General features: G+C 41.7%; 23 protein-coding genes. 20 read left to right on the top strand and 3 right to left on the bottom strand.

Translation table 11 applies throughout. The annotated features are described in order from the left end of the window. Positions 1 to 58: 58 nt before the first annotated feature. Entirely contained in the window at positions 59 to 790 is a 732-nt protein-coding gene (locus V471_RS00110; protein ID WP_232326834.1) for a hypothetical protein, read from the top strand. Between the two features lie 50 nt (positions 791 to 840). On the opposite strand, the gene V471_RS00105 is transcribed toward V471_RS00110, so the two are convergent. After that, positions 841 to 1,860, bottom strand: a complete 1,020-nt coding sequence (locus tag V471_RS00105; RefSeq protein ID WP_171021848.1) for an IS30-like element IS1139 family transposase — start codon at positions 1,858 to 1,860, stop codon at positions 841 to 843. Positions 1,861 to 1,917: 57 nt separating this feature from the next. On the opposite strand from V471_RS00105, the gene V471_RS00100 reads away from it, so the two are divergent. The 8 genes from V471_RS00100 to V471_RS00065 all read left to right on the top strand — a co-directional run bounded on the left by V471_RS00100 (position 1,918) and on the right by V471_RS00065 (position 12,108). Beyond that, positions 1,918 to 2,310, top strand: a complete 393-nt coding sequence (locus V471_RS00100) for an SH3 domain-containing protein (RefSeq protein ID WP_084870970.1) — start codon at positions 1,918 to 1,920, stop codon at positions 2,308 to 2,310. A gap of 136 nt (positions 2,311 to 2,446) precedes the next feature. Further along, entirely contained in the window at positions 2,447 to 4,078 is a 1,632-nt protein-coding gene (locus tag V471_RS00095; protein ID WP_049529410.1) for a Na/Pi cotransporter family protein, read from the top strand. Between the two features lie 84 nt (positions 4,079 to 4,162). Further along, positions 4,163 to 5,311, top strand: a complete 1,149-nt coding sequence (gene nagA, locus V471_RS00090) for an N-acetylglucosamine-6-phosphate deacetylase (RefSeq protein ID WP_049529409.1) — start codon at positions 4,163 to 4,165, stop codon at positions 5,309 to 5,311. Between the two features lie 105 nt (positions 5,312 to 5,416). Continuing rightward, the gene (locus V471_RS00085; RefSeq protein WP_049553885.1) at positions 5,417 to 6,661 is read left to right on the top strand and encodes a YkvI family membrane protein; all 1,245 of its coding nucleotides are present in this window, start codon (positions 5,417 to 5,419) and stop codon (positions 6,659 to 6,661) included. Positions 6,662 to 7,115: 454 nt separating this feature from the next. Further along, positions 7,116 to 8,033 carry a glycine--tRNA ligase subunit alpha gene (gene glyQ, locus V471_RS00080; RefSeq protein ID WP_002886077.1) on the top strand — a complete coding sequence of 306 codons (918 nt, stop codon included), beginning with the start codon at positions 7,116 to 7,118 and terminating at the stop codon, positions 8,031 to 8,033. Positions 8,034 to 8,241: 208 nt separating this feature from the next. Beyond that, complete coding sequence (gene glyS / locus V471_RS00075) at positions 8,242 to 10,278, top strand: glycine--tRNA ligase subunit beta (RefSeq protein ID WP_084870969.1); 2,037 nt, start codon at positions 8,242 to 8,244, stop codon at positions 10,276 to 10,278. A 12-nt stretch (positions 10,279 to 10,290) separates the two neighbouring features. Beyond that, positions 10,291 to 10,548: a DUF896 family protein gene (locus V471_RS00070; RefSeq protein ID WP_045769030.1), complete on the top strand. Its 258-nt coding sequence runs from the start codon at positions 10,291 to 10,293 to the stop codon at positions 10,546 to 10,548. A 168-nt stretch (positions 10,549 to 10,716) separates the two neighbouring features. Further along, positions 10,717 to 12,108: an amino acid permease gene (locus V471_RS00065; RefSeq protein WP_045769029.1), complete on the top strand. Its 1,392-nt coding sequence runs from the start codon at positions 10,717 to 10,719 to the stop codon at positions 12,106 to 12,108. A gap of 70 nt (positions 12,109 to 12,178) precedes the next feature. Here the strand turns inward: V471_RS00065 and V471_RS00060 are convergent, their stop codons facing one another. After that, complete coding sequence (locus V471_RS00060; RefSeq protein WP_045769028.1) at positions 12,179 to 12,814, bottom strand: hypothetical protein; 636 nt, start codon at positions 12,812 to 12,814, stop codon at positions 12,179 to 12,181. Between the two features lie 307 nt (positions 12,815 to 13,121). Here V471_RS00060 and V471_RS00055 point away from each other — a divergent pair, with 307 nt between their 5' ends. Beyond that, positions 13,122 to 15,023 (top strand): beta-glucoside-specific PTS transporter subunit IIABC, encoded by a 1,902-nt coding sequence (locus V471_RS00055; RefSeq protein WP_045769027.1) that lies wholly within the window; start codon positions 13,122 to 13,124, stop codon positions 15,021 to 15,023. A gap of 36 nt (positions 15,024 to 15,059) precedes the next feature. Here the strand turns inward: V471_RS00055 and V471_RS00050 are convergent, their stop codons facing one another. Beyond that, complete coding sequence (locus tag V471_RS00050) at positions 15,060 to 15,818, bottom strand: peptidylprolyl isomerase (RefSeq protein ID WP_045769026.1); 759 nt, start codon at positions 15,816 to 15,818, stop codon at positions 15,060 to 15,062. Between the two features lie 289 nt (positions 15,819 to 16,107). On the opposite strand from V471_RS00050, the gene V471_RS00045 reads away from it, so the two are divergent. The 10 genes from V471_RS00045 to V471_RS00005 all read left to right on the top strand — a co-directional run bounded on the left by V471_RS00045 (position 16,108) and on the right by V471_RS00005 (position 25,618). Beyond that, positions 16,108 to 17,469, top strand: coding sequence for a hypothetical protein (locus tag V471_RS00045; protein ID WP_045769025.1), 1,362 nt, complete (start codon positions 16,108 to 16,110; stop codon positions 17,467 to 17,469). 55 nt (positions 17,470 to 17,524) lie between these two features. Further along, positions 17,525 to 17,689 carry a hypothetical protein gene (locus V471_RS11020; RefSeq protein WP_004183021.1) on the top strand — a complete coding sequence of 55 codons (165 nt, stop codon included), beginning with the start codon at positions 17,525 to 17,527 and terminating at the stop codon, positions 17,687 to 17,689. Between the two features lie 451 nt (positions 17,690 to 18,140). After that, complete coding sequence (locus tag V471_RS00040; RefSeq protein ID WP_014633472.1) at positions 18,141 to 18,608, top strand: helix-turn-helix transcriptional regulator; 468 nt, start codon at positions 18,141 to 18,143, stop codon at positions 18,606 to 18,608. 246 nt (positions 18,609 to 18,854) lie between these two features. Next, positions 18,855 to 20,093, top strand: a complete 1,239-nt coding sequence (locus V471_RS00035; RefSeq protein WP_049529404.1) for a CD20-like domain-containing protein — start codon at positions 18,855 to 18,857, stop codon at positions 20,091 to 20,093. Positions 20,094 to 20,208: 115 nt separating this feature from the next. After that, positions 20,209 to 21,114, top strand: a complete 906-nt coding sequence (locus V471_RS00030) for a LysR family transcriptional regulator (protein WP_004183016.1) — start codon at positions 20,209 to 20,211, stop codon at positions 21,112 to 21,114. A gap of 8 nt (positions 21,115 to 21,122) precedes the next feature. Further along, entirely contained in the window at positions 21,123 to 21,584 is a 462-nt protein-coding gene (gene lspA / locus V471_RS00025; RefSeq protein WP_014634033.1) for a signal peptidase II, read from the top strand. Then, positions 21,568 to 22,458 (top strand): RluA family pseudouridine synthase, encoded by an 891-nt coding sequence (locus V471_RS00020; protein ID WP_049529403.1) that lies wholly within the window; start codon positions 21,568 to 21,570, stop codon positions 22,456 to 22,458. Before lspA ends, V471_RS00020 begins: the two co-directional genes overlap by 17 nt. Before the next feature lie 220 nt (positions 22,459 to 22,678). After that, positions 22,679 to 23,200, top strand: coding sequence for a bifunctional pyr operon transcriptional regulator/uracil phosphoribosyltransferase PyrR (gene pyrR / locus V471_RS00015; protein ID WP_002886175.1), 522 nt, complete (start codon positions 22,679 to 22,681; stop codon positions 23,198 to 23,200). A 189-nt stretch (positions 23,201 to 23,389) separates the two neighbouring features. Then, a complete protein-coding gene (locus V471_RS00010; protein WP_045769018.1) occupies positions 23,390 to 24,667 on the top strand; it encodes a uracil-xanthine permease family protein in 1,278 nt (425 codons plus the stop codon). Between the two features lie 24 nt (positions 24,668 to 24,691). Further along, positions 24,692 to 25,618 (top strand): aspartate carbamoyltransferase catalytic subunit, encoded by a 927-nt coding sequence (locus V471_RS00005; RefSeq protein WP_002890256.1) that lies wholly within the window; start codon positions 24,692 to 24,694, stop codon positions 25,616 to 25,618. Positions 25,619 to 25,626: the final 8 nt, after the last annotated feature.

Here is a 25,626-nt window from a genome sequence, read left to right as displayed (position 1 = left end):
CTTGTAACATAGGTCCTTTCTTTACTTTTTACGATAGACTAGAAATGAGGAAATAATTATGAAAAACAAATTTTCCCAAGCAATCGTGCTTTCCATGGTTACCCTTTCCTCAGCGGCTTTGCTGACGGCCTGTTCCAGCCATAAGGAATCGAGTTCAGCAGATAAGACGCCTAAGAGCAGCCAGGTGACCTCATCAAGTAAGGCTAAAACATCCAGTAAAGATAGCGGTAAGACTAGCAAGTCTAGTGCTAAGGTCAAGGAATCTTCGGGTTCAAAGGCGGAGTCTTCAAGCACGCAAAGTAGTCAAAAGGCTTCTGCCCCAAGTTCGAGTAGCAGTCAGTCTCAGTCATCATCTTCAAAGGGTTCATCAGCTTCCTCAAGTAGCCAGTCCCAAGCTCCTAAATCTTCAAACGAGAGTCAATCTTCAGCCAGTCAATCCCAAGCGCCAAAGAGCTCAAGTGATAGTCAAGCTTCAAGTAGTCAATCTAGCAGTCAAGCTCAAGCTAAAACGGATATGCAAGTAACCACCGTGGATATGGATGTGAGTGCTGTAGCGCGTGGTCAGTTTGATAGTATTGCTGGTACTTGGAAGTCCAGTGATGGCAGTCGTCTGGTCTTTAATAACACTAGTCTAGTAGGAGATATCACTGCCCAAGGTCAAGCGACAGTTCACAATTATGTGCACCCGAAAGATAATTATCAAGAAGGCTCAGGTAAGTATGATGCCACTCTTTCAAGAGATAGGGGTGACACCTCTGGTATTGTTGGCGATATTAGTTTTGTTCCCTAATTGTCAAGTCAAGTGCAACAAAGATGTTCCTCTGATTAAGTGAGTATCTTTCAAGCTGTTTGAGTTAGCTCAAACAGCTTTTTTGCGGACTGATAGCCATGAATTCGTCTAGGTCTTTCATTGATAGCCTTTGTATAGTCCTCTAAAAGATTCTGATTTAGTTCTTTTAACGAACACCCCTTCGGAATGAACTCTCTTAGTAGTCCATTGAAATTCTCATTTGTACCTCGTTCATAAGATGAATAGGCATGTGCAAAATAAACATCTAATCCCTCTATCTTACTCAATGATGAAAATTCGTTTCCATTATCTGCAGTTATGGACTTAATGGGATAAAGTTTCATACACTCTAAGACTGCTTGATTGACATACTCTGCTTTCTTTTCCACGAGTTTCTTTGTGACAGCATAGCGTGTTTGTCGTTCTACCAAGGTTAGAATAGAAGGTTCTCCTATTGTCTTTCCACCCAGAACAGAATCGATTTCCCAATCTCCAAAACGGGAACGATTATTGATTTCTTCTGGCCTTTCTTCAATTGACTTTCCTAGATGTTTCTTGGTAGAGGGGCGCTTGGTAAATTTCTTACGGATCCGCACTGCTCTTGGCAAATCAATGACCTTAATCTCTAACAATCCTTGATGGATATAGTTATAGAGCGTCTTGGTTGAAGGAACAACTGCATCTACATGTTGGAGTCTATAGGTATGAACAAAGGTATCCACGCTATGCACCCTTGGTTTCTCTCTCATTGCTTCTGTAAATGCTCTCAGAAAGTCATCCGATACGGAATCCAGTTTCAAATAATAGCTGGCTTCTCTAGCATGACGATAACGGTTATGAGCAGCATCTGCATAATAGTGTTGGTAATAGACCTTTTGCCCATTTACTTTTTTCACTTGTGTTATGGAACCACGATTAATTTCACGAGTAATAGTAGAGCGATTTCTCCCTAGTCTACGAGCAATCTCAGCAGGTTTGAGTCCTACGCTTAAATAAGCTTCAATTTCCCCTCGCTCAGCTTCAGATAAGTGCTTGTATGATTGATTTGTGGTAGAATAATTAGTGGACATGTTCATCTTCCTTTATACTGTTTTTCGCAACTCTAGTATATCAGATGAACATGTCTTTTGTGTTGCACTTCATTTTACAATAGGGCTATTAGTTTTGTTTCTAAAAAGGCAGCTATTTCTGGTCCTAGCTATGAACAAGATACCATTCAAGTAACCAGTACTAGTGGAACAAAAGTCTACTTTAAAGAATCAGACAATGTGACGCTACCTAAAGACGTGACAGTTACTGACAATCAACTTCCAATTGATGGTGGTATTGCAGAATCTGGCAGCTACACGCTTACCAAACGTACGGCTGTCAAAAATACGCCTAGTGATACAGCTCCAGTAGAATTTTACTTAGAAGCAGGCGATAAGATTAACTTCGATTTGAAGGTTACGCAAGACGGTCATAGTTGGATTTCTTACATTAGCTATAGTGGTGTTCGCCGTTATGTTCAAGTGGATTAATGAGACATCTAGAAAGGTCAGATTTTCTTCTGATCTTTCTATTATTTTGTGGAAAAAGTCTTGTCTATTCCCTGATAAATAGATACAATAGAAAGGTCGGTTTTACCGAAAATTTTTAAATAATGAGGACAAAAATGTGTCAGTAAATTGGCAAGATATTGCGTTTTCTTTCCTCGGTGGTTTGGGGCTTTTCCTCTTTAGTATCAAGTACATGGGAGATGGTCTTCAACAAGCAGCCGGAGATAAGTTGCGCTTTTACATCGATAAGTATACCAGCAACCCGTTTTTAGGGGTTTTGATTGGTATTGTCATGACGGCCTTGATTCAATCGAGTTCAGGGGTTACCGTTATTGTCGTCGGTCTGGTTTCGGCAGGGCTCTTGAGTCTTCGTCAGGCTATTGGGATTGTCATGGGGGCAAACATCGGTACAACCGTAACTTCCTTCATGATTGGTTTCAAGCTTGGTGACTATGCCCTTCCAGTGATTTTCCTGGGGGCTGCGCTTCTCTTCTTTACAAGCAATAAGAAGCTCAATAACCTAGGTCGTATCTTGTTTGGTGTTGGGGGAATTTTCTTTGCCCTTAACCTTATGGGAGATGCGGTTGAGCCTTTGAAGTCAGTTACAGCCTTTAAGGACTACTTGGCGACACTCGGTAATCGTCCAATCATGGGGGTTATCATTGGTGCTGGTTTGACCATGTTGATTCAGTCATCAGCAGCAACTATCGGTATTCTTCAGAGTCTCTACTCAGGTGGTTTGCTTGACCTGCAAGGTGCCCTTCCAATCCTTTTTGGGGATAATATCGGAACAACTATCACAGCGGTTCTAGCTGCTCTTGGTTCAAACATTGCAGCTAAACGTGTGGCAGGGGCTCACGTCCTGTTCAATGTTATTGGGACGGTCTTGTGTTTGATTCTCTTGGTACCATTCACAGCCTTGATTCAATGGTTTAAATCTGTGCTTGGTTTGACACCAGAGATGACTATCGCCTTTGCTCACGGTACTTTTAACATTGCAAATACTATCGTTCAATTCCCATTCATCGGAGTTCTAGCTTACCTTGTAACTAAGATTATTCCTGGTGAAGATGAGATTAACAAGTACGAAGCACTCTACTTGGACCGTTTGCTTATTACACAAGCACCAGCTATTGCCCTTGGTAATGCTAAGAAAGAATTGGTACACTTGGCGTCATACGCCATCCAGTCTTTGGAAGCTTCCTATGCTTTCTTTGCTAAGGGAGATGAGAAATACTTCGATAAGGTTGAGAAGTATGAAACAGCAGTTAATAGTATTGACGAAGAGTTGACAACTTACTTGATTGACATCTCTAACGAATCTCTAAGCGTTTCTGAAAATGAAGTGTTGGCAAGTGTGCTTGACTCTGTTCGTGACTTGGAGCGCATTGGTGACCTTGCAGTTGCAAGTGCAAACCTTTCACAACACATTCATAATAAGGGAATTGAATTTTCTGATACTGCCAAGGCTGAGCTTGCGGATGTTTACAACCGTACTCACCGCATCGCCCTTGATAGTATTCGTGTGGTTGTAGATGATGACAAGGTACTTGCAGGTCAAGTCATCCTTCGTCATGAAGAGTTGGAAAAACTTGAAAAACAATTGCGTAAAACACATACCAAACGTCTTAACAATGGTGAATGTACTGCACAAGCAGGTATCAACTATGTTGATTACCTCTCACATTACACACGTATCGCAGACCATGCGATTAATCTTGTTGAAAAGGTTACAGAAGGTGTGATTTAATAGAGAAAGTCGAGAAAATTTCTCGGCTTTTTTGATATAATGAAAGCGTATTAAGAATATAGAAAAATGATGAGAGGTGGTCCTATGACCTATTATATTTCAGCCAAACGTTTTTACTTTGAAAATAAAATCAAGGAAGGTGGCTACCTAGCGATTGTGGATGGTCGTTTCGGCGATTGGTCGGAAAATGTACCAGAAGGTGCAGAGGTGCTGGATTACAGTGATTATCAGATTGCTCCGGGTCTTGTAGATACTCATATTCATGGATTTGCGGGTTATGATGTCATGGATAATTCTGAGGAAAGTCTTCTAGGCATGAGTCAAGCCTTGCTTTCAGCAGGTGTGACCTCTTTCTTACCGACAGCCCTAACAGCGCCATTTGAAGAGTTAAAGGCTATTTGCCAAACAACAGCTAGTACGGTTGGTAAGGAAAATGGTGCCAAAATTCAAGGGCTCTTCTTTGAGGGACCTTATTTCACTGAAACCTATAAGGGGGCTCAAAATCCTAAATACATGGGCAATCCAAGTGTGGAACAATTGAAGGCATGGCAGGAGGCAGCTCAAGGAAAATTGATTAAATTGGCTCTTGCCCCTGAACGTGAGGGAGTATCTGAATTTATCCAGGAAGCAACCAAGCAAGGCGTAACTATTGCTCTAGGTCATTCCAATGCCACATATGAAGAAGCCATGGCAGCAGTGGAAGCCGGGGCATCCGTTTGGGTTCACGTCTACAACGGAATGCGTGGTTTTACACATCGTGAGCCTGGTATGGTTGGAGCAGCCTTCGATAGTCCAGAAACGATTGGTGAGTTGATCGCAGATGGGCATCACGCGGTCCCTGCAGCTTGTAAGGTTCTTATCAAGCAAAAGACACCTCAAGGAGTTGCCCTTATTACGGACTGTATGTCAGCGGGAGGACGTCCGGATGGCGACTATATACTGGGTGAACTTCCTGTCATCGTCGAAAATGGTACTGCCCGCCTCAAAGAAGGTGGTAACCTAGCTGGATCTATCCTACAACTTAAAGACGGTGTTAAACATGTGGTTGACTGGGGACTTGTGACGGTTGCTCAAGCTCTGCAGATGGCAACTAGTGTTCCAGCTAAATCGGTTGGACTTGAGAATACTTGCGGAAGCCTAAAAGCAGGTCTACCAGCTGATTTTATCGTCTTAGATGACTCCTTGGACTTACAAGCAACCTATGTTGATGGACGAAAAGGTTGGGAAAAATAAGAGAATAAGTAGCACTTTCTGTGGAAGGTGCTATTTTTAGTTGATTTTTACAAAGGTGTCAGAGTAGTGTAAAATAGAAATACTTTATATTTTACAGGAGGTAATATGTCAAAACGTATTTGGAGCATTGCTCTGGCCTATGTCGGTGTAATGATTGGTGCAGGAGTATCTTCAGGACAGGACCTCTTACAGTATTTTGTTAGTTTTGGAGCCTGGGGACTGATAGGTGTTATAGTTCTAGGAATTTTGCATGTTGGCTTTGGGCGACTCATGATTGCTCTGGGAAGTTATTACCGCTCAGATGATCATTCGGGAGTCCTGGCAGAAATCAGTCATCCTGTGATTTACCGTATTCTGGATATCGCTTTGATTATCACTTGTTTCCTGTTTGGTTTTGTGATGACAGCAGGTGCAGGGGCTAACCTAAACCAACAGTTCGGCTTTCCGATTTGGGTAGGTGCTTTCCTTTGTACAGCTCTGACTATCTTTGTGAGTTTCCTAGATTTCAAAAAAATCATCGGTGTTATTGGAGTTTTTACCCCTATGATTCTGGTTATGATTGCCATGATATTCGTGACCAATGTTCTAGGGCGTCACTGGGATTTTGCTGAGATGGATAAGGTGTCGCAAACCATTCAATCTCCTTTTCCGAGTATTTGGCTGTCTGTTGTTAACTATTTTGCCGTTTGTGTCATGTCGGCCATAGCCATGGCCTTTGTGATGGGTGGGTCTATTCTCAAAATCAATGAAGCTGAAAAGAGTGGAGCCTGGGGAGGATTCATGGTTGGTGTGATTTTCTTCGTCACGACCTTGATTCTCTTTGCTAACAGTGATAAGATTGCTAGCTCGGATGTTCCTATGTTGGCTATTGCGAAGGAAGTGAACCCAATCTTTGCGACGCTCTACGCTTTAGTGATTTTTGGTTTGATTTTTAATACCGTCTTTAGTCTCTACTATGCCCTTGGTAAACGCTTTTCAGCAGGTAGTGATAAACGCTTCAAGTTCTTCGTGGCTGCATTTGCCCTTGCTGGCTTTGCTATTTCCTTTATGGGCTTCCGTCAACTGGTAGCAGTTATGTATCCTATTATCGGTTATCTGGGAATGCTGATGTTGGTTGTGCTGGTTGTGGCTAGCTACCGCAAAAAAGCCAAAATTCGTAAGGAAAAGGAAATTCGAAATCATCTTTTGTCTATCGTTGAGAAAGCTTATGATCCCAATCAAGACTTAACTCATCAGGACAAGAAAAAGGCCGAGGAACTTCGAGATGCCTCAATTATTGATAATGACATTCTCCATAAAGATTCCCATGCACATGTTCGTCAGGAAATGGGAATCAGTAAGAAGGATTAGAATTTTATTTTACAAGTTTCCCTATTTTTGCTATAATACTGACAAGAAAGAAGGGCTTATGGCGTTTTTCTAGCGAGCTTGGGATAGTGAAAGCCAAGTAGGGCAAAGTAAGCAAGTGGCGCTTTCTCTCAGCGAAGAGCTGAGTACAAACAGATAAAATGAAGTAATAAATTAGGGTGGAACCGCGTTTCTGACGCCCCTAGGTCAAACGACTTAGGAGCAGAGACACGGTTCTTTTTGTATCCTGAGTCACAAGAAACTTTATGAATAAGGAGTAAATAATGTCTAAAAAATTGACTTTTCACTGCGTCAGTGGCAGATACTTCCTTATAGTCGGACTGCTCCACGCTCAGCACTAGGGTGCCTGAGCTAGACGCAGTACTAACTCGTCTTGCCTCGTATAATCGACGAGGTAGACTCGTGTCGCAAGAAATTATAGAAAAAGGAGTAAATAATGTCTAAAAAATTGACTTTCCAGGAAATCATCCTTACTTTGCAACAATACTGGAATGACCAGGGTTGTATGCTCATGCAGGCTTATGATAATGAAAAAGGTGCGGGAACAATGAGTCCTTACACTTTCCTTCGTGCTATTGGTCCCGAGCCATGGAATGCGGCTTATGTAGAGCCATCACGTCGTCCAGCTGATGGACGTTACGGAGAAAACCCAAACCGTCTTTACCAACACCACCAATTCCAAGTGGTGATGAAACCATCACCATCAAACATCCAAGAACTCTACCTTGAGTCATTGGAAAAATTGGGTATCAATCCTTTGGAACACGATATCCGTTTCGTTGAAGATAACTGGGAAAACCCATCAACTGGTTCAGCTGGTCTTGGTTGGGAAGTTTGGCTTGATGGTATGGAAATCACTCAGTTCACCTACTTCCAACAAGTTGGGGGATTGGCAACTGGTCCGGTAACTTCTGAGGTCACTTACGGATTGGAACGTTTGGCTTCTTACATCCAAGAAGTAGATTCTGTTTACGATATTGAGTGGGCTCCAGGCGTTAAATACGGAGAAATCTTCCTTCAACCAGAATATGAACACTCAAAATACAGCTTTGAAGTTTCTGACCAAGATATGCTTCTTGAAAACTTCGAAAAATTTGAAAAAGAAGCAGGACGTGCTTTGGAATTGGGACTTGTTCACCCTGCCTATGACTACGTTTTGAAATGTTCACATACCTTCAACTTGCTTGATGCTCGTGGAGCAGTATCCGTTACAGAACGTGCCGGTTACATTGCCCGCATCCGTAACTTGGCCCGTGTCGTAGCAAAAACCTTCGTCGCAGAACGCAAGAAACTCGGTTACCCACTTCTTGACGAAGCCACACGCGCAAAACTCCTAGCAGAAGAGGAAGAATAACGAGAGCGTATTAGATGGGATTGGCTGATCGAGCAATCCTAAAGAACCAGTTGCCGCAGTGATAAAGGTATCGTTAGAGAAACTAACGATACCAGGCAAAATTGGAGACCTTAGGCTCCAATTTTAGCAATGAAACGACGAAGTCGGTTGCTTGCGTGCCAATCACATAAGGCAAACTGGAAAAAAAGATATTTTTCGGAGAAAAAACATGACAAAAAACTTATTAGTAGAACTAGGACTTGAAGAGTTGCCAGCCTACGTTGTCACACCAAGTGAAAAACAACTCGGTGAGAAAATGGCAGCCTTCTTGGATGACAACCGTCTTTCATACGAAAGCATTCAAACCTTCTCAACACCACGTCGTTTGGCAGTCCGTGTGATTAGTTTGGCTGATCAACAATCTGATTTGACCGAAGATTTTAAAGGACCTTCTAAGAAAATTGCCTTGGATGCAGATGGAAACTTCTCAAAAGCGGCACAAGGATTCGTCCGTGGGAAAGGCTTGACGGTTGATGATATTGAATTCCGTGAAGTCAAAGGTGAAGAGTACGTTTATGTCACTAAGCACGAAGCTGGAAAACCAGCTAAAGAAGTCTTGGCTGGCGTTCCAGAAGTGCTTGCTTCATTGACCTTCCCTGTCAGCATGCACTGGGCTAACAATACATTTGAATACATTCGCCCAGTTCACACCTTGACAGTTCTTTTGGGCGACGAAGCGCTCGACCTTGATTTCTTGGATATCAAGTCAGGTCGTGTGAGCCGTGGACACCGTTTCCTTGGACATGAAGTGGAAATTACTAATGCGGATTCTTATGAAGAAGACCTTCGTACCGTTTACGTGATTGCGGATAGCAAAGAACGTGAAAATATGATTCGTGAGCAAATCAAGGCTATCGAAGCAGAACAAGGTGTTCAAGTTCAAATCGAAGAAGGCCTTTTGAATGAAGTCTTGAACTTGGTCGAATACCCAACTGCCTTCATGGGAAGTTTTGATACTAAGTATTTGGATGTTCCAGAAGAAGTTTTGGTGACCTCAATGGAAACGCACCAACGTTACTTTGTTGTACGTGACCTTGATGGTAAACTTAAACCAAACTTCATCTCAGTCCGTAATGGTAACGCTGAGCACTTGGAAAATGTTATCCGAGGAAATGAAAAAGTATTGGTGGCACGTCTTGAAGACGGTGAATTCTTCTGGCGTGAAGACCAAAAACTTAAGATTGAAGACCTCGTTGCTAAATTGGCTAACGTGACCTTCCATGAAAAAATTGGTTCTCTTTCAGAACACATGGCACGTGCGGGTGTTATTGCAGCGTCACTAGCTGAGCAAGCTGGTTTGACTGCAGAAGAAACGGCAGCCGTAGCTCGTGCAGCTGAAATCTACAAATTTGACCTCTTGACTGGTATGGTCGGAGAGTTCGATGAATTGCAAGGAATCATGGGTGAAAAATACGCCCTTCTCGCTGGTGAAGATGCTGCGGTAGCGACAGCTATCCGTGAGCACTACCTTCCTGATTCAGCAGACGGAGCTCTTCCAGAGACTAAGGTTGGTGCTATCCTTGCGCTTGCAGATAAATTGGATACCCTACTTTCATTCTTCTCAGTTGGCTTGATTCCATCAGGTTCAAATGACCCTTATGCGCTTCGTCGTGCAACACAAGGGATTGTTCGTATCTTGGATGCTTTTGGTTGGCATATCCCTATGGATGAGTTGATTGACAGCCTTTACGGACTTTCATTTGATAGTCTTTCATATGACAATCAAGCAGAAGTCATCAACTTCATCAAAGCGCGTGTGGACAAGATGATGGGACGCACTTCAAAAGATATCAAAGAAGCCGTTCTTGCTGGTTCAAACTTTGTCGTGGCTGATATGCTTGAAGCAGCTGACGCCCTCTCAGAAGCTGCTAAGGCTGATGGCTATAAGTCAGCTGTTGAGTCACTTTCTCGTGCCTTCAACTTGGCAGAAAAAGCGGATGCTTCAGTGACAGTCGATGCTAGTCTCTTTGAAAACGACCAAGAAAAAGCCCTTGCTAAAGCGATTGAAGAGCTTGAATTGACAGGTTCAGCAAGTGACAAATTGGCACAGCTCTTCGCTCTTAGCCCAGTCATCGATGCCTTCTTTGACAATACTATGGTTATGGCAGAAGATGAGGCTGTTAAAAACAACCGTTTGGCCCTTCTTGCAGGTCTTGTGTCTAAAGCTAATGCTGTTGCAGCCTTCAACCAATTGAACACAAAATAGAGGTGAAAGGGAATGGATCCTAAAAAAATTGCTCGTATCAATGAGCTTGCTAAAAAGAAGAAAACAGAAGGTTTGACTCCAGAAGAAGCAGTGGAACAAGCAAAACTTCGTGAAGAATACATTGAAGGTTATCGTCGTTCGGTTCGACATCATATCGAAGGAATTAAAGTCGTTGACGAAGAGGGTAACGATGTGACACCTGAAAAACTACGTCAAATACAACGTGAAAAAGGTTTGCATGGCCGTAGCCTTGATGATCCTGAATCATAATAACGATGAACAAGGGTTTGGAATTTTTCCAAGCCCTTGTTTTGAAGTATAAAATTCTGAATATTCTGTATAAAATTGACCAATTATTTCAAAAATGGTAAAATATAAGTTATGTTAAAAAATGGCATGATTCAATGAGTCGTGCTCAATAGAATTGGAGTGAAAAAAATGTCGCAAAAGCAACATCATAAAGACGACGACAACCAGACTGAGAATGGGATGGTACGTGGTCTTCAAAACCGTCACGTCCAGCTGATTGCCATCGCTGGTACCATCGGTACAGGTCTCTTCCTAGGGGCAGGGCGTTCTCTCTCCCTAACAGGACCTTCAATTATCTTAGTATATATACTAACTGGTATCTTCATGTATCTTATGATGCGAGCGATCGGTGAGATGCTCTATATGGATCCTGACCAGCACACTTTTATCAACTTTATTACCAAATACCTTGGTAAGGGCTGGGGATTCTTTTCGGGTTGGTCTTACTGGGTATCACTGATATTCCTTGGAATGGCAGAAATTACGGCCGTATCAACTTATGTCCAATATTGGTTCCCAAGTTGGCCTGCCTGGCAGATTCAGATTGTCTTCTTGATTATCCTGAGTTCGGTTAACCTGATTGCGGTTAAGATTTTCGGGGAAGTTGAGTTTTGGTTTGGGATGATCAAGATTGTCACTATTCTAGCTCTTATCGCAACAGGTATCTTCATGGTAGCAACCAACTTTGAAACGCCTGCTGGACATGCTAGCCTTGCCAATATTACACACGGCTTCCAGATGTTCCCTAAAGGTTGGGTAAGCTTTGTTATGACCTTCCAAATGGTCTTCTTTGCTTACCAAGCCATCGAATTTGTAGGGATTACAACTTCTGAGACAGCAAATCCACGTAAGGTTTTACCAAAGGCAATCAAGGAGATTCCGATTCGTATTGTCATCTTCTATGTGGGTGCCCTCATTGCCCTCATGGCTATCTTCCCATGGCAAAAACTTCCAGTTAATGAATCACCGTTCGTAACGGTCTTCCAAATGGCTGGTATCAAGTGGGCAGCAGCCTTCATTAACTTTGTTGTCTTGACAGCAGCGGCTTCATCATTGAACTCAACACTTTACTCTACAGGTCGTCACCTCTTCCAAATTGCTAAGGAAACACCAAATAGTAAAGTCATGAAAGCTTTGAAGCTAGATACTTTGTCACGTAATGGTATTCCTTCATGTGCTATCATTGTTTCAGCTATTGTAGTATGTGTTTCAGCCTTCATCAATGTCTTGCCTGGTGTATCTGATGCCTTCGCTTTGATTACTGCATCATCATCAGGGGTCTACATTGCCATCTATATCTTGACCATGCTTGCTCATCTCAAGTACCGTAAATCTCAAGAGTTTATGGCAGATGGATTCCTTATGCCAGCTTATAAGATTCTTAATCCATTGACAATCCTTTTCTTCATCTTCGTCTTTGTTTGTCTCTTCTTGCAAAAGTCAACAGTTGTCGGAGCTATTGGGGCAGCCATCTGGATTGTCGTATTTAGTATCTATAGTAACTGGAAACACAGTAAATAAATCAATTTAGCTCACCTTTATGGTGAGTTTTTTGTTGCAAAAAAAGGAGACAAGGTGTCCCGGTAACTATTTATGCAATACTTTCTTGGTTTCCATGGTGAAAGAAGCCACCTAAGAGGCCCTTGCTACGATGGAAAATAGCAGGCTTATGATCGTTGTGTGAACGACCATTAACATCAAGTTTAGCCCATTCAAGAGCCTGGTAGGCATTTCGATCTGAAACTGTAGATGTCCCAATATAGCTATAGATACCTGCCTGAGCAAGAATAAACCCTTGCAGTTGGCGAATATGCTCATCATTGAGGGCTTGAGAAAAATGAATCTTAACTGTCTTATAAGTTAAAGCTTGGACAGACTCGACGATTGGTGACTCTGCTAAGAGGTGCAAAAGTTCTTGATGCTTAGTAAAGTACTTATCATAGTCCATTGGAAGAATGATAGTATGGGCAATCCAATCTTCCAAGTTGGCTTTAGCTTTTTTACTGAGACCTTTTGCTGTGATACTGAGATCATCTATATTGAAAGGAAGCTGGTTGATGTGAGCAGTGTTTGAACCATATGCCTTTCTGAAAAGCGGTGTACTTGATAGAATATGTCCAGTGGGAGAAATAATAGCCAAGGCAGTTTCCTTGGTTTGGTAACCAAGCTCGTGACATTCCATACTAGCGTATGTGTCTTTAAATTCAATAATTGCTCTTGTTTTCATCGTGTAACTCTCTTTCTGTTAGTTTATAAACTAACAATAGTTTATCATGACTTATAATCTTGGTCAAGATTTTACCTTCAAAAACAAAAAAATATTTTTGTAAGGGCTTGCAAAAATATTTGAACTCTGATAAGATAGAACCATAGCAAAAGGATTGTTACTGGTCAGCAGGCAAAACCTAGATAAATACGAAAAACTAATGGGAGTAGTGTATGCTCATTCCAATTGGTTCTTGGTATTTATTTAGGTTTTTTTCGTTGAAAAAGCCTCAAAGAAAACTAGGATCCTAGACAAGAAAGGAGCCCTTATGGCTAAATATACTGAATTAGCTGAAGACATTCTCAAACACGTTGGTGGCAAGGAAAATGTCAATAGCTTGAAACACTGTGTGACACGTTTGCGCTTTGATTTGAAAGATGAGTCTAAAGCAGATGATGACTACCTTAAGAACCGTGACGGTGTTGTTACTGTTGTTAAGGCAGGTGGTCAATATCAGGTGGTTATAGGTAACCATGTCCCTGATGTTTATGCGGAGGTTCTCCAGGTTGGCGGTCTTCCAGCGGGTGGTAGTCTTGATATTGATGAAGGTGATGCGCCTAAAGGGAATCTCTTTGACCGCTTTGTATCTTTGGTTTCAAGTATTTTCCAACCTTTCCTTGGGCCTTTGGCTGCAGCCGGGATTATCAAAGGAATAGTCGCTGTCATGGCAGCATGTGGCCTGTCAGCTGCAACAAGCCCTATGTATGTAATCTTGAATGCAGCAGGAGATGGTTTCTTCCAGTTCTTGCCAATCTTGATTGCCTTGACATCTGCTCGTCGTTTCAAGGTTAATGAGTTTACAGCTATTGCGATTGCAGGAGCACTTGTTTATCCTGATATTGCTACGATGGTGACTGCTCTTCAGAAAACTGGTCAGGGTCATGTTCTAGGAGTTATTCCCTTTGCGCTTCCTGCAGGGGGCTACCTCTCAACTGTAATGCCTTCTATCTTGGCCGTTTGGGTGGCTTCATACATTCAAAAATTCTTTACCAAGATTACTCCTGATGTCATTAAAGTCTTTGTAGTACCTTTCTTTACATTGCTCATTACGGTACCATTAACATTCTTGGTGGTAGGACCAGTTGCTAATACTTTCTCTGATGGATTGACAAATCTTTTCCAAGCGATCATGAACTTTAGTCCGATTGTCTTTGGTCTTATACTCGGTATCTCGTGGCAAGTCTTGGTTATGTTCGGAATGCACTGGGCGCTTGTTCCCCTTGCTATCCTAGATGTGGCAACAAACGGAAGTTCTATTATTCTTTCGGCGGCTATTCTTCCATGTTTCACGCAAACAGGTGTGTTGGGAGCTATCATGCTTAAAACGAAAGAAGAAAAAGTCCGTACCATCTCTATGCCAGCCTTCATTTCATCTATTTTTGGGGTTACAGAACCTGCTATCTATGGGGTAAGCCTTCCAATGAAAACGCCATTCTACATTTCATGTGGTGTTTCAGGACTTATGGGGGCTGCCATGATGGCCCTAGATATTAAGACGTATTCAATAGGTGGTCTGGGTGTATTTGTCTTCCCAAGCCTTATTGGGCCTGACGGTAACCTTTCTAAAGTTATCTTTGCCATTATTATTGCCATTGTGGGTGGTGTTCTTGCCTTCCTCATCCAACTCTTTGTACGAGTGCCAAATCTATACGGTGGTGGAGCAGCTAAGGTTGAGGAAAAAGCTGAAGAAGTCGCACCTGTTCCTAAAGAAATTCAACAAGAAATTATTGCGAGCCCACTTATCGGGAATATTGTCCCACTTGACCAAGTTCCTGACCAAGTCTTTGCCTCAGGAGCTATGGGTAAGGGTATCGCTATTGACCCTACCGATGGGGTAGTGGTCGCACCAGCTAAGGCAACGGTTAATTTAGTCTTCCCTACTGGTCATGCGATTGGTTTGACAACTGAAAATGGTGCAGAGCTTCTCATCCATATTGGTATGGACACTGTTTCTCTTGCTGGTAAAGGCTTCAAGACCTATGTGGAAGCAGGTCAAGTTGTAGAAGCAGGACAAAAACTTATAGAATTTGACCTAGCAACTATCCGAGAGGCTAAATTACCAGTTATCACGCCAGTTATTGTGACCAATACAGCTGACTTTGATGATGTCTTAACGACTAAAGAAGCTCGTGTTAACACTGGTGACTATCTCCTCACTGCTGTTAAATAAAAAAGAAATCCGAGAATCAACTTCTCGGATTTTTGTTTATTTGAATTTGTAGTCTTTAACAACTTCAACGGAATTAACCGTTACATTTTCTTTTGGTTTGCTGTTGTCATCGACTTCAAGGTTAGCAATGGTATCAACGACATCCATACCTTTGATGACTTGTCCAAAGACAGTATATTTAGTATCACCAGCTGGGTAACCACCTTTTTTGTAGGCGTCAACGATAGGTTTTGGATAGCCAGCATTTCCTAGTTGCTTGCTTTGATCGTCCTTGTTTTGAACAATGTAGAATTGGCTGCCGTTTGAATTCTTAGCACCAGTATTGGCCATAGCAAGTGCGCCACGGATGTTGTAGAGGAATGGTGTAGGCTCAACAGCGAAACCTTTCTTCCAGATAGATTCTCCGCCAGTACCGTCACCCTTAGGGTCACCACTTTGAACCATGAAGTCCTTGATGACGCGGTGGAAGGTAAGTCCATCATAGTATTTGTCCTTGGCATGTTTCAAGAAGTTTTCAGAAGCCTTTGGAGCAAGTGTAGGGAAGAGTTTGACTGTGATATCACCCTTTGAAGTGTGGAGGATAACTTCAGCTTCGTCCTTAGCGACCTTGTCAGACAACTGTGGGAAGGCATCTTTTCCAGATTTTTGGGCTTTTTCTAATTGTTTAGTGAATATCTTATTATCAACATAAGCATCTCCACGAACGGCGCGTGCGATGTTCTCACGAAAGGCAAAACCTAGTCCTGCGATAACAAGTACAATAATTAATGGAATGTACTTTTTAATGTTTTTCATATATAACTCCTTTGGTGCATTGTACCTACTATTGTAGCAGAAAAAAACCTTTTGGGAAACGGTTAACAGAGGTCTTTAAATATGGTAGAATGGGATTATCAACAAGAAAATGAACAATGGGACTAGATATAGGAAAAAGGTTGCCTCAGGCTAAAAAGTGAGGGCTGACTTTTGGAAGGACGCATGCTACTTGCTCTTATCAGAGATAGGTGTCTAAATTCTAACTATAGAAAACTTCGCTAAGGCGAAGGGACCTCTTGTTTGGATTTCTTGAAAAAAGGAGATTTTTATGTCAACTAAAGCAGAATGGGCTGAACTCTTTGAGTCGGTACATGGGCGTAAGCCTAGCCCCCAAGAATTTTTGGATGCTAAAGCAGCTGACTTTGATACAAGTGCTTTGGCTGCTCAAGCAGCATCTGTAGAAGCACCAGCTAATGAACCTGTCGCTGAAGAAGTAGCTCCAGAACCAGTTGCTACTGAAGAAGTCACAGAACAAGATGATATCGCAGATGTGGCTGAAACAGCTGAAGATGCTGTCGCAGAACAAGCAAGTAGTGAATCACCATTTGGTGCAGAATCTTTCTCAGAAGCACCTGTGCAACAACCAACACCACAATTTGATTCAAGCATGTTTGAAAAGGCACCTATCTCTTCAGCTCAAGGATTTGGAACAGTTCCTAATCCAGCAGCAGCTGGCTCAGCAGATAACCCTCTTTTCAATCTTATCTTGCCAATCGTTGCGATTGCACTTTCAGTAATCTTTGCAATTTTGGCGTGGTTTGTAAGTCCTGCTTGGGTCTTCATCATCTTGACAGTCCTCGCAGTTGCAGTAGCAGTTGTTTCGCTTGTTTTTAGCCTTAAATCAAGCAAGAAATTGCTTTCAATCATTGCAATAGGCGTTGCTGGTCTCATGCTCTTTGTGTCTATTGGTGGTTTGATTTTCCAAATCTCTCAAAATGCTAGCAACAACAACACAAGCTCAAGCAAGACATCAAAAGTTGCTGATAAAGACGACGATGACGCTGACAAGAAAGATGACGACAGCGATTCAAAATCAGACTCAAAAGGTGATAGTACTGATGTCAACGACTACATTGACAAAAATGCTAAATTTGATTGGAATGAATCTAAGTTCAAGAAGTTGAAAGCAGGTAAAGACACTGTTAAATCAATCGTTAAAACATACGGCAAGGCGTCAGATGCTGAGGTGTCAGGTGATGAGTTGAAGTTGACATACTCTGGTAAAGACTATGGCGAGAGTGTCTACCTAAACTTTAAGAAACAATATGACGGTACATTTATCTTGTCATATGCTTCAGGTAGATTCCCTCAAGATAAGGTAGAAGTTGATAAATCTTATAAATCTGATTGGACAAAAGAACAGTTTGATGCTCTCAATAAGGGTGATTACACTGATCCATCAAATGGTACGAAACTTGAAGATGTCGTTAAGGATCACCCTAAAGCTTCAAGTGCAGAATACACGATTTCAACATCTCGTCAAGGTGAATTCACAAAAGAAATGACTATTTCTTATAGTGATTATAAGGCTGAAGATGGCAAACTCAAGAGTGTTTACTTGTCATTTGATACCAAAGAAGGTGAAGATACATTCTACCTTACTTATAAATCAGGTCCAGATGAGGATTAATTAAGGGACAGGAGGGGAAACCTTCCTGTTTTTTCTTGATAGAAGGAGAAAGCTATTGAAATTCTTAAATTATACATTCGAGCAAAGCCAGTCTCTTGTCACTAAGGAAACTGTAGACAAGCTCAATCAAAAAGGGAGCTGGAAACGATTTATTGGCTTGTTTATCACTTCAATTGTTATTTATTTCTTCTCTATTGCCATGTCTTTTGTAGTATTGTAAAATTTTACTGCCTTTAGGTTCTAATGTACTACCATTTCGTACTTTTAAGAGGTACTATTCTCCTCGTTGCGTAATGACTTGGAGCGTTGCATCCTAGTTTCTAAGGACGTTGCGCATATTTTACTATTCGTTGCGTGCTTTTAGTCATGGGTCTTGATAAATTTAAAGTAACAAATCTGAGGAGGTATTCTTAATGTTACAATTTATTAAGAAAAACAAAACTAATTTTATATAGGTGCTTACTTTTGGATTAATGGGGTTGATACTGAAACCTTTAGTTAATTTATTGGTCAGTTTATCAAACAGATATCCGTGGGTTACGAGAATGTTATTGTTTCTATTACTCGTTGCTACTTACTTTATTTATAAACATCCTCTCTATATAATAGTAATAGCAATTTTGTTAGCAGAGCCTTTTATCAAAGAATAGAAATAAGCTAGGGGTATTAAAATGGACATTGCTACGTTGATTAAAGAATATAGAATTAAAACAGGTATGACTCAGCAAGAACTTGCAGATAAAGTATTTGTTACTCGTCAGACGATTTCTAAATGGGAATTAGGAAAAAGTGAACCTGATAATGTTTCACTGGAACTATTATTTAAAGAGATGAATATTGAAAAAGAATCTCAAAAAGACATTAAAGCTAATTTAATTAGCAGAAAAAAATTTTTACTTACAATAATTGCCGTTTTATTCTCTCCATCGATACTTATTATTAGACTATTGGTACTTAAAATAGGCAAGATAGAAAATAAAAGATTAGTCATTTTGATCAATACCCTTCTCTTTATAATAATTGGGATTTATATGAAGAGTTTAAAGGATAATGTATACTTTGGTTTCTTGGGGATCATTGCAATTGCTTATAGCCTTTATAGTTTTTATAAGCTTAGTTTGGAGATTAAAAAGGACTAGATACATAACTATACATATAAATATAAAAACTACTCTTACTAATATTGAACTGCCCCAAAAAGTGTGATCGAAAAAATCTTACTTTTAGGTGCAGTTTCTTTTCTTCTTTCGTCTATTTTCATGAGATGGCTTGTCGCTTAAGCACCTAAGGTAGTCTCAAAAAATTCTCTCTTATATCCGACCTTATTTTCATAAGACCAGATTAAAGTATGATAAAATAAAGAAAAAGAGATAAAGGAGTCGGCTATGGCAACTAGAGAAGAATGGGTGCGTCACTTTGAGGACGTCAATGGACGTAAACCAAGTCCTGAGGAGTTTATGGAAGCTAAGAAAGAGAGCTTTGTCATTGCTTCGGAGGAACCAAGTGTCCAAGTGTCTGAGCAGGTTGAGGCTCAGCAGGTGGATAGCTCTGAAGCTACTGAAGAGGTGTCAGCTGACTCAGTAGCAGATACGCAACCAGACGAGGCTCAGGTGGCATTAGAGGAGGAAGCTCCTAAGCTAATGCCTGAGTTGAATATGGAGAAAGAGCAAGAAAAAGAAGCTCCAAAGGCAAGTCAGATACCTTTGGAAAACCCTTATTACAAACCAAAAGTAACCAAGAACAATGTTTTTGTTAATATTGCTTTGCCAATCATTATCCTAGTTTTGGGGATTCTATTTGTCATTTTGTCTTGGACGCTTCCTATCGGTTTTGTCTTTACTTTCCTTGCCTTCTTCCTTATCATTCTAGCTATTGTGACTTTGGTTTTGAGTCTGAAGTCGACACGCAAGGCACTATCTATTATTGCCCTAGTCATGTCAATCATCTTCTTTATGACTTCGCTTGCTGGAGCAGGTTATCAAGCGGTGAAATATGTCATGAACCACGCTGAACAGTTCCAAAGTGACGGTCACGATAGAGCTTATCTGTATATCGATGAGAATAATAAGTTTGACTGGACTGAGGATCAGTTTAAGGAGTTGAAGGTTGGTACTTTGACATTGGATGAGGTCTTGGATGCTCACGGTAAGGCGACTGATGCCGAGTATAGTGATGCTTACGAGGAAGATAAACCAGATTTGCTAGATCTTACCTATAGAAAAGAAAACACAGATGGGAACAACTATGTTCGTTTGACTTTCGAGAAAAAAGACGATGTCTATGTTTTGAAATCTGCCTCAGCAACCTTCGACTATGATAAGGTCAAAGAAGTCGATGACTATCATAGCAACTGGACAAAAGATGACTATGAAAAGTTGTCTGTAGGTACACAAGCTGATTTGCTCAAGGGGACACGACTTTCTGAGGTGGTTGAAAAACACCCAGAGGCTAGCTTCACTTATCATGAAATGACACAAACTGAACAAGGCGATCTCACTCAGTCAGTGAGTCTTAGCTACCGTGATTATAATCCAGAAAGTGGTAAGGTAGATGCTGTTCGTTTGACCTTTGACTATGACAAACGTGAAAACGAGTACTTCTTGACAGACAAATCAGACGAATAAGACTACTTTTTAATTAATTCAAGCTCAGGGTTGTCTGGGCTTTTTAGTATCAACAAAAGAGGATAAAATCTGGTATAATAGAATTGATTGATTTTTCAAGAAAGAAGTGTCACAGATGAACATACAACAACTACGTTATGTCGTAGCCATTGCCAACAGCGGAACCTTCCGTGAGGCAGCCAGCAAGCTCTTTGTGAGCCAGCCTAGCCTATCAGTGGCTATCAAGGATTTGGAGCAGGAGCTGAATTTTCAAATTTTCACCCGTACAACGACGGGGGCTGTCTTGACCAGTCAGGGTATGACCTTTTATGAGCGTGCGCTTGAGGTGGTACGCAGTTTTGATAGTTTTGAAAATCGCTATCTCAATGCTTCTGAAAAGGGTAACCAGTATTCGATTGCCAGCCAGCACTATGACTTTTTGCCACCTTTGATTACGACTTTTTCAGAGCGTTACCCTGATTACAAGGATTTCCGTATCTTTGAGTCTACGACCATTCAGATTTTGGATGAGGTAGCCAAGGGACACAGTGAGATTGGGATTATCTATTTGAATCGTCAAAATAGCAAGGGAATCCAGCAAAATATGGACAAGCTTGGGCTTGAGGCTATTGATTTGATTCCGTTTAAGACGCACATTTATCTCCGTAAGGGGCATCCTCTGGCTAAAAAAGAAAGTCTGGTCATGGAGGACTTGGCGGCCTTGCCTACGGTGCGTTTCACTCAGGAGAAGGACGAGTACCTTTACTATTCTGAGAACTTTGTGGATACGTCAGATTCGTCTCTTATGTTTAACGTGACAGACCGTGCGACTTTGAACGGTATCTTGGAACGTACGGATGCTTATGCGACGGGGTCTGGCTTCTTGGATGCACAAAGTGTGAATGGGATTACGGTGATTCCGCTTGAGGATAATTTGGATAACAAGATGGTTTATGTCCGTCGTAAGGGTATTAACTTGTCGTCTTGTGCTCTCAAGTTTGTCAATGTTATGTTTGACTACTTTGATACATATAAACCATAGGAGGATTTATGCGTAAGGTTGCGATTCCTTTGGCTATTCTAGCTCTGATTGGTTTGGATCAGTGGGTCAAGCATTGGGTTGTGGCAAATATTGCCCTTAACCAAGTTATCAAGGCGATCCCTGGACTTTTCAGCTTGACCTATCTACAGAACCGTGGTGCTGCCTTTTCGATTTTACAGGATCAGAAATATTTCTTTGTGATTTTGACGGTTCTAGTGATTGGTGCGGCTCTGGTTTATCTGGTTAAAAATTACCAGAAGAGTCTTTGGTTGGTGCTATCTTTGGTTTTGATTATCTCAGGTGGTATTGGTAACTTTATTGACCGTGTGCACTTGGGTTACGTGGTTGATATGGTTCAGCTTGATTTTATTGATTTTGCAATATTTAACGTGGCAGACTCCTACCTAACGGTGGGCGTACTGCTCTTGATTTTAATCTTATGGAAAGAGGAAAATGGAAGTCATCATTAAAGAGGCGGGAAACCGTCTGGACAAGGCTTTGGCAGATTTGACAGAATTGTCACGTAGTCAGGCTAATGAAGCGATTAAGGCTGGAACGGTCTTGGTTAATGGTAAGTCGGCAAAGGCCAAGTATGCGGTTAAAGAGGGTGATGTCATCACCTATGAATTGCCAGAAGAAGAGGTCTTGGAATACAAGGCTGAAGATATTCCTTTGGATATTATCTACGAAGATGCGGATGTGGCAGTGGTCAACAAGCCTCAAGGCATGGTTGTCCATCCATCAGCTGGTCACACGTCTGGTACCTTGGTCAATGCCCTTATGTATCATGTCAAGGACCTCTCGTCTATTAATGGTGTGGTTCGTCCAGGGATTGTCCACCGTATTGACAAGGACACGTCTGGTCTCCTTATGATTGCTAAGAATGATAAGGCCCACAATGCTTTGGCGGCTGAGCTTAAGGATAAGAAGTCCCTTCGTAAGTATGTGGCTATCGTGCATGGCAATTTGCCTAACGATCGAGGCGTGATTGAGGCTCCGATTGGGCGTTCGGACAAGGACCGCAAGAAGCAGGCAGTCACAGCTAAAGGAAAACCTGCAGTAACACGATTTACCGTTCTTGAACGTTTTGGCAACTATACTTTGGTAGAGTTGCAGCTGGAAACAGGTCGCACACACCAGATTCGTGTGCACATGGCTTATATCGGTCACCCGGTGGCGGGCGATCCTCTTTATGGGCCACGCAAGACCCTCAAGGGCCATGGACAATTTCTACATGCTAAGACCCTTGGGTTCACGCATCCTACGACTGGAGAATTGGTCGAATTTACAGCGGAAGACCCTGCTATTTTCAAGGAAACCTTGGAGAAGTTGAGAGAAGCTTAACAGTTATTAAACGGATAGTCTTTCTTGGTAGAGGTGTCCGTTTTTTTCTTGTAAAAGAGTCTGAAATTTGCTATAATTTACCTAATTAAATAAGTCCTTTAATCACTGTCCAGAGAGGCAGGCAAGGAGCCATGAGAAGTGTACGGGTGAACTGTACTCATATTTTTGTGTATCTCCTTGTTTTCGAGGGGATTTTTTTGTATTTAGAAAGGTTCTTTTTATGAAGAAAAAAGAGATCGTCGATGACGTAACCATGAAACGTGCCATTACACGTATCACTTATGAGATTATTGAACGTAACAAAAATCTCGACAAGATTGTCTTGGCTGGTATTAAGACACGTGGTGTTTATATTGCACAGCGTATTCAAGAGCGCTTGAAACAGTTGGAAAACCTTGATGTGCCATTGATTGAGCTTGACACTAAGGCTTTCCGTGATGATGTTAAGGCTGAGCAAGACACATCTGTTTTCCCTATTGAAATTGATGGTACAGATGTTATCCTTGTGGATGATGTGCTTTACACAGGTCGTACGATTCGTGCAGCTATTGATAATATCGTTAGCCATGGGCGTCCAGCGCGTGTTGGTTTGGCTGTTTTGGTTGACCGTGGTCACCGTGAATTGCCAATCCGTGCGGACTATGTTGGTAAAAATATCCCAACTAGTGAGTCAGAAGAAATTGAAGTTTTGGTCGCAGAAGTTGATGGCAAAGATAGCGTCAACATTATTGACCCAAGCTAAGTTGGCTGACAGATAGGGTGAAACGCCCTTTGTATCTTGTTAATTGAACACGGGACTCATTTCTTAGGAAAAAAGATAAGTCTCCTAGCACTCTTGGGAGTGCGGTGTCGACTTCCTATTTTTCTACAGAAATGTTTGGCTAAGCCAAAGCGTCCCTTTGTATCTTAATTTAAGGAGTCCTTTGATATCGTGAATAACGTAAAATATGATGTGAATGATATGCCAAAACCTGGTTTATTGGTTGGTTTGTCATTCCAGCACTTGTTTGCCATGTTTGGTGCGACGGTGCTTGTGCCGATTTTGGTTGGGATTGATCCCGCTATTGCTCTTTTCTCATCTGGTTTGGGAACTTTGGCTCACTTGACGGTGACCAAGTACAAAATTCCAGCTTACATGGGGTCTAGCTTTGCCTATATTGCGGCTATGCAGACACTTATGAAGACTGATGGAATTGCAGCGGTCGCTCAAGGTGCCATGGCTGGTGGTTTGGTTTACTTGCTTGTGGCTCTGATTGTTAAGTATGCGGGTAAAGACTGGATTGATAAGGTCCTTCCACCAATCGTGGTTGGTCCCATTATCATGGTGATTGGTTTGAACCTTGCAGCCAATGCAGTCAATGATGCGACAACTTTAAATAAAAGCTATAGTATCTATGCTCTATTGATTTCGATGGTCACTCTCTTTGCGGTTATCCTCTTTAACATGTATGGCAAGAAGATTGTCGGTGTCATCCCAATTTTGCTTGGTTTAATTGTGGGCTATATTTTCTCAGCGGTTCTTGGTTTGCTGACAGGACATAGTTTTATCAATTTCTCAGAGGTAGCGGCGGCACATTGGATTCAAGTTCCAAACTTTGATATTCCATTTGTGGATTATAGCTTTAAGCTCTATCCAAGTGCGATTTTGACCATGGCTCCGATTGCCTTTGTGACGATGACCGAACACTTTGGTCACGTCATGGTTCTAAACAGTTTGACTGAGCGTGACTACTTCAAAGATCCAGGACTTGACCACACCCTTACTGGTGATGGTTTGGCACAGATTATCGCTGGGTTCTTTGGAGCTCCTCCGGTAACTTCTTATGGTGAAAATATTGGGGTTATGGCCCTCAGTAAGGTCTACTCAGTTTACGTTATTGCGGGCGCAGCAGTGATTGCGGTCTTGATGAGCTTTATTGGTAAGCTATCAGCACTCTTGCATTCTATTCCAACTCCTGTATTGGGCGGATTATCTATTGCCCTCTTTGGGGTTATCGCTGCTAGCGGTTTGAAAATTTTAGTTGAACATAAGATTGATTTTGATAATAAAAAGAATCTCTTGATTGCTAGTGTTATCTTGGTATCTGGTATCGGTGGTTTGATGATTGACCTTGGTGGTCTTCAAATTACGGGTGTGGCAAGTTCAACCATTCTTGGTATCTTGCTTTACCAAATTTTGCCAGATCCTAAAAAAGGTAGCAAAGATTAGTCAATCAATTTAAAAGGAAAAACTATGGCGATTGCAGATGGAAAAGTGTCACTGAAACATTTGGTGACAATGGAAACCCTCACGAATGAAGAGGTCTTGGGCCTGATTCGTCGAGGTGGAGATTTTAAAAATGGCAGAGCTGATTTCCAGCTGGATCGACAGTATTTCGCTGCCAATCTCTTTTTTGAAAATTCAACACGAACACACAAGTCCTTCGAGGTAGCTGAGAAAAAACTTGGCCTGGATGTGATTGAGTTCGATGCTGGAACTAGCTCGGTGAACAAGGGTGAGACCCTCTATGATACGATCTTAACCATGTCTGCTTTGGGCGTGGACATCTGTGTGGTCCGCCACTCGGAAGTCGATTACTACAAGCAGTTGATTGATAGTAGAACTATTCAGACCTCTATTGTCAATGGTGGTGATGGTTCAGGGCAACACCCAAGTCAGTGTTTGCTTGACTTGATGACCATTTACGAAGAGTTTGGAACCTTTGAAAATCTTAAGATTTGTATTGCAGGTGACATTACGCATTCGCGTGTCGCTAAGTCAAATATGCAGATTCTCAAGCGTTTGGGAGCTCAGCTTTATTTTGCTGGTCCGGCAGAGTGGTACTCGAATGAGTTTGATGTTTATGGTCAGCATGTGGCCATTGACGACGTCATTGAGGACTTGGATGTTCTCATGTTGCTTCGTGTTCAGCACGAGCGTCATGGGGATGACAAAGGATTTTCAAAAGAAGACTACCATGCTCTCTATGGTTTGACTGAAGAACGTTATGCCAAGTTAGCTGATCAGGCGATTATCATGCACCCTGCTCCGGTTAATCGTGATGTGGAGATTGCTGATAGTCTGGTTGAGGCACCTAAGGCTCGTATCGTTGCTCAGATGCAAAACGGAGTCTTTGTCCGTATGGCAATTATTGAAGCTATTTTAAATGGCAAAGCGTAAACAACGTT

It is taken from the genome of Streptococcus salivarius (assembly GCF_002094975.1).
In the GTDB taxonomy this organism is placed as follows: domain Bacteria; phylum Bacillota; class Bacilli; order Lactobacillales; family Streptococcaceae; genus Streptococcus; species Streptococcus salivarius_D.
Note: the sequence above shows the minus strand (reverse complement) of the source record. Positions and strands in the feature narration are given on the sequence as shown.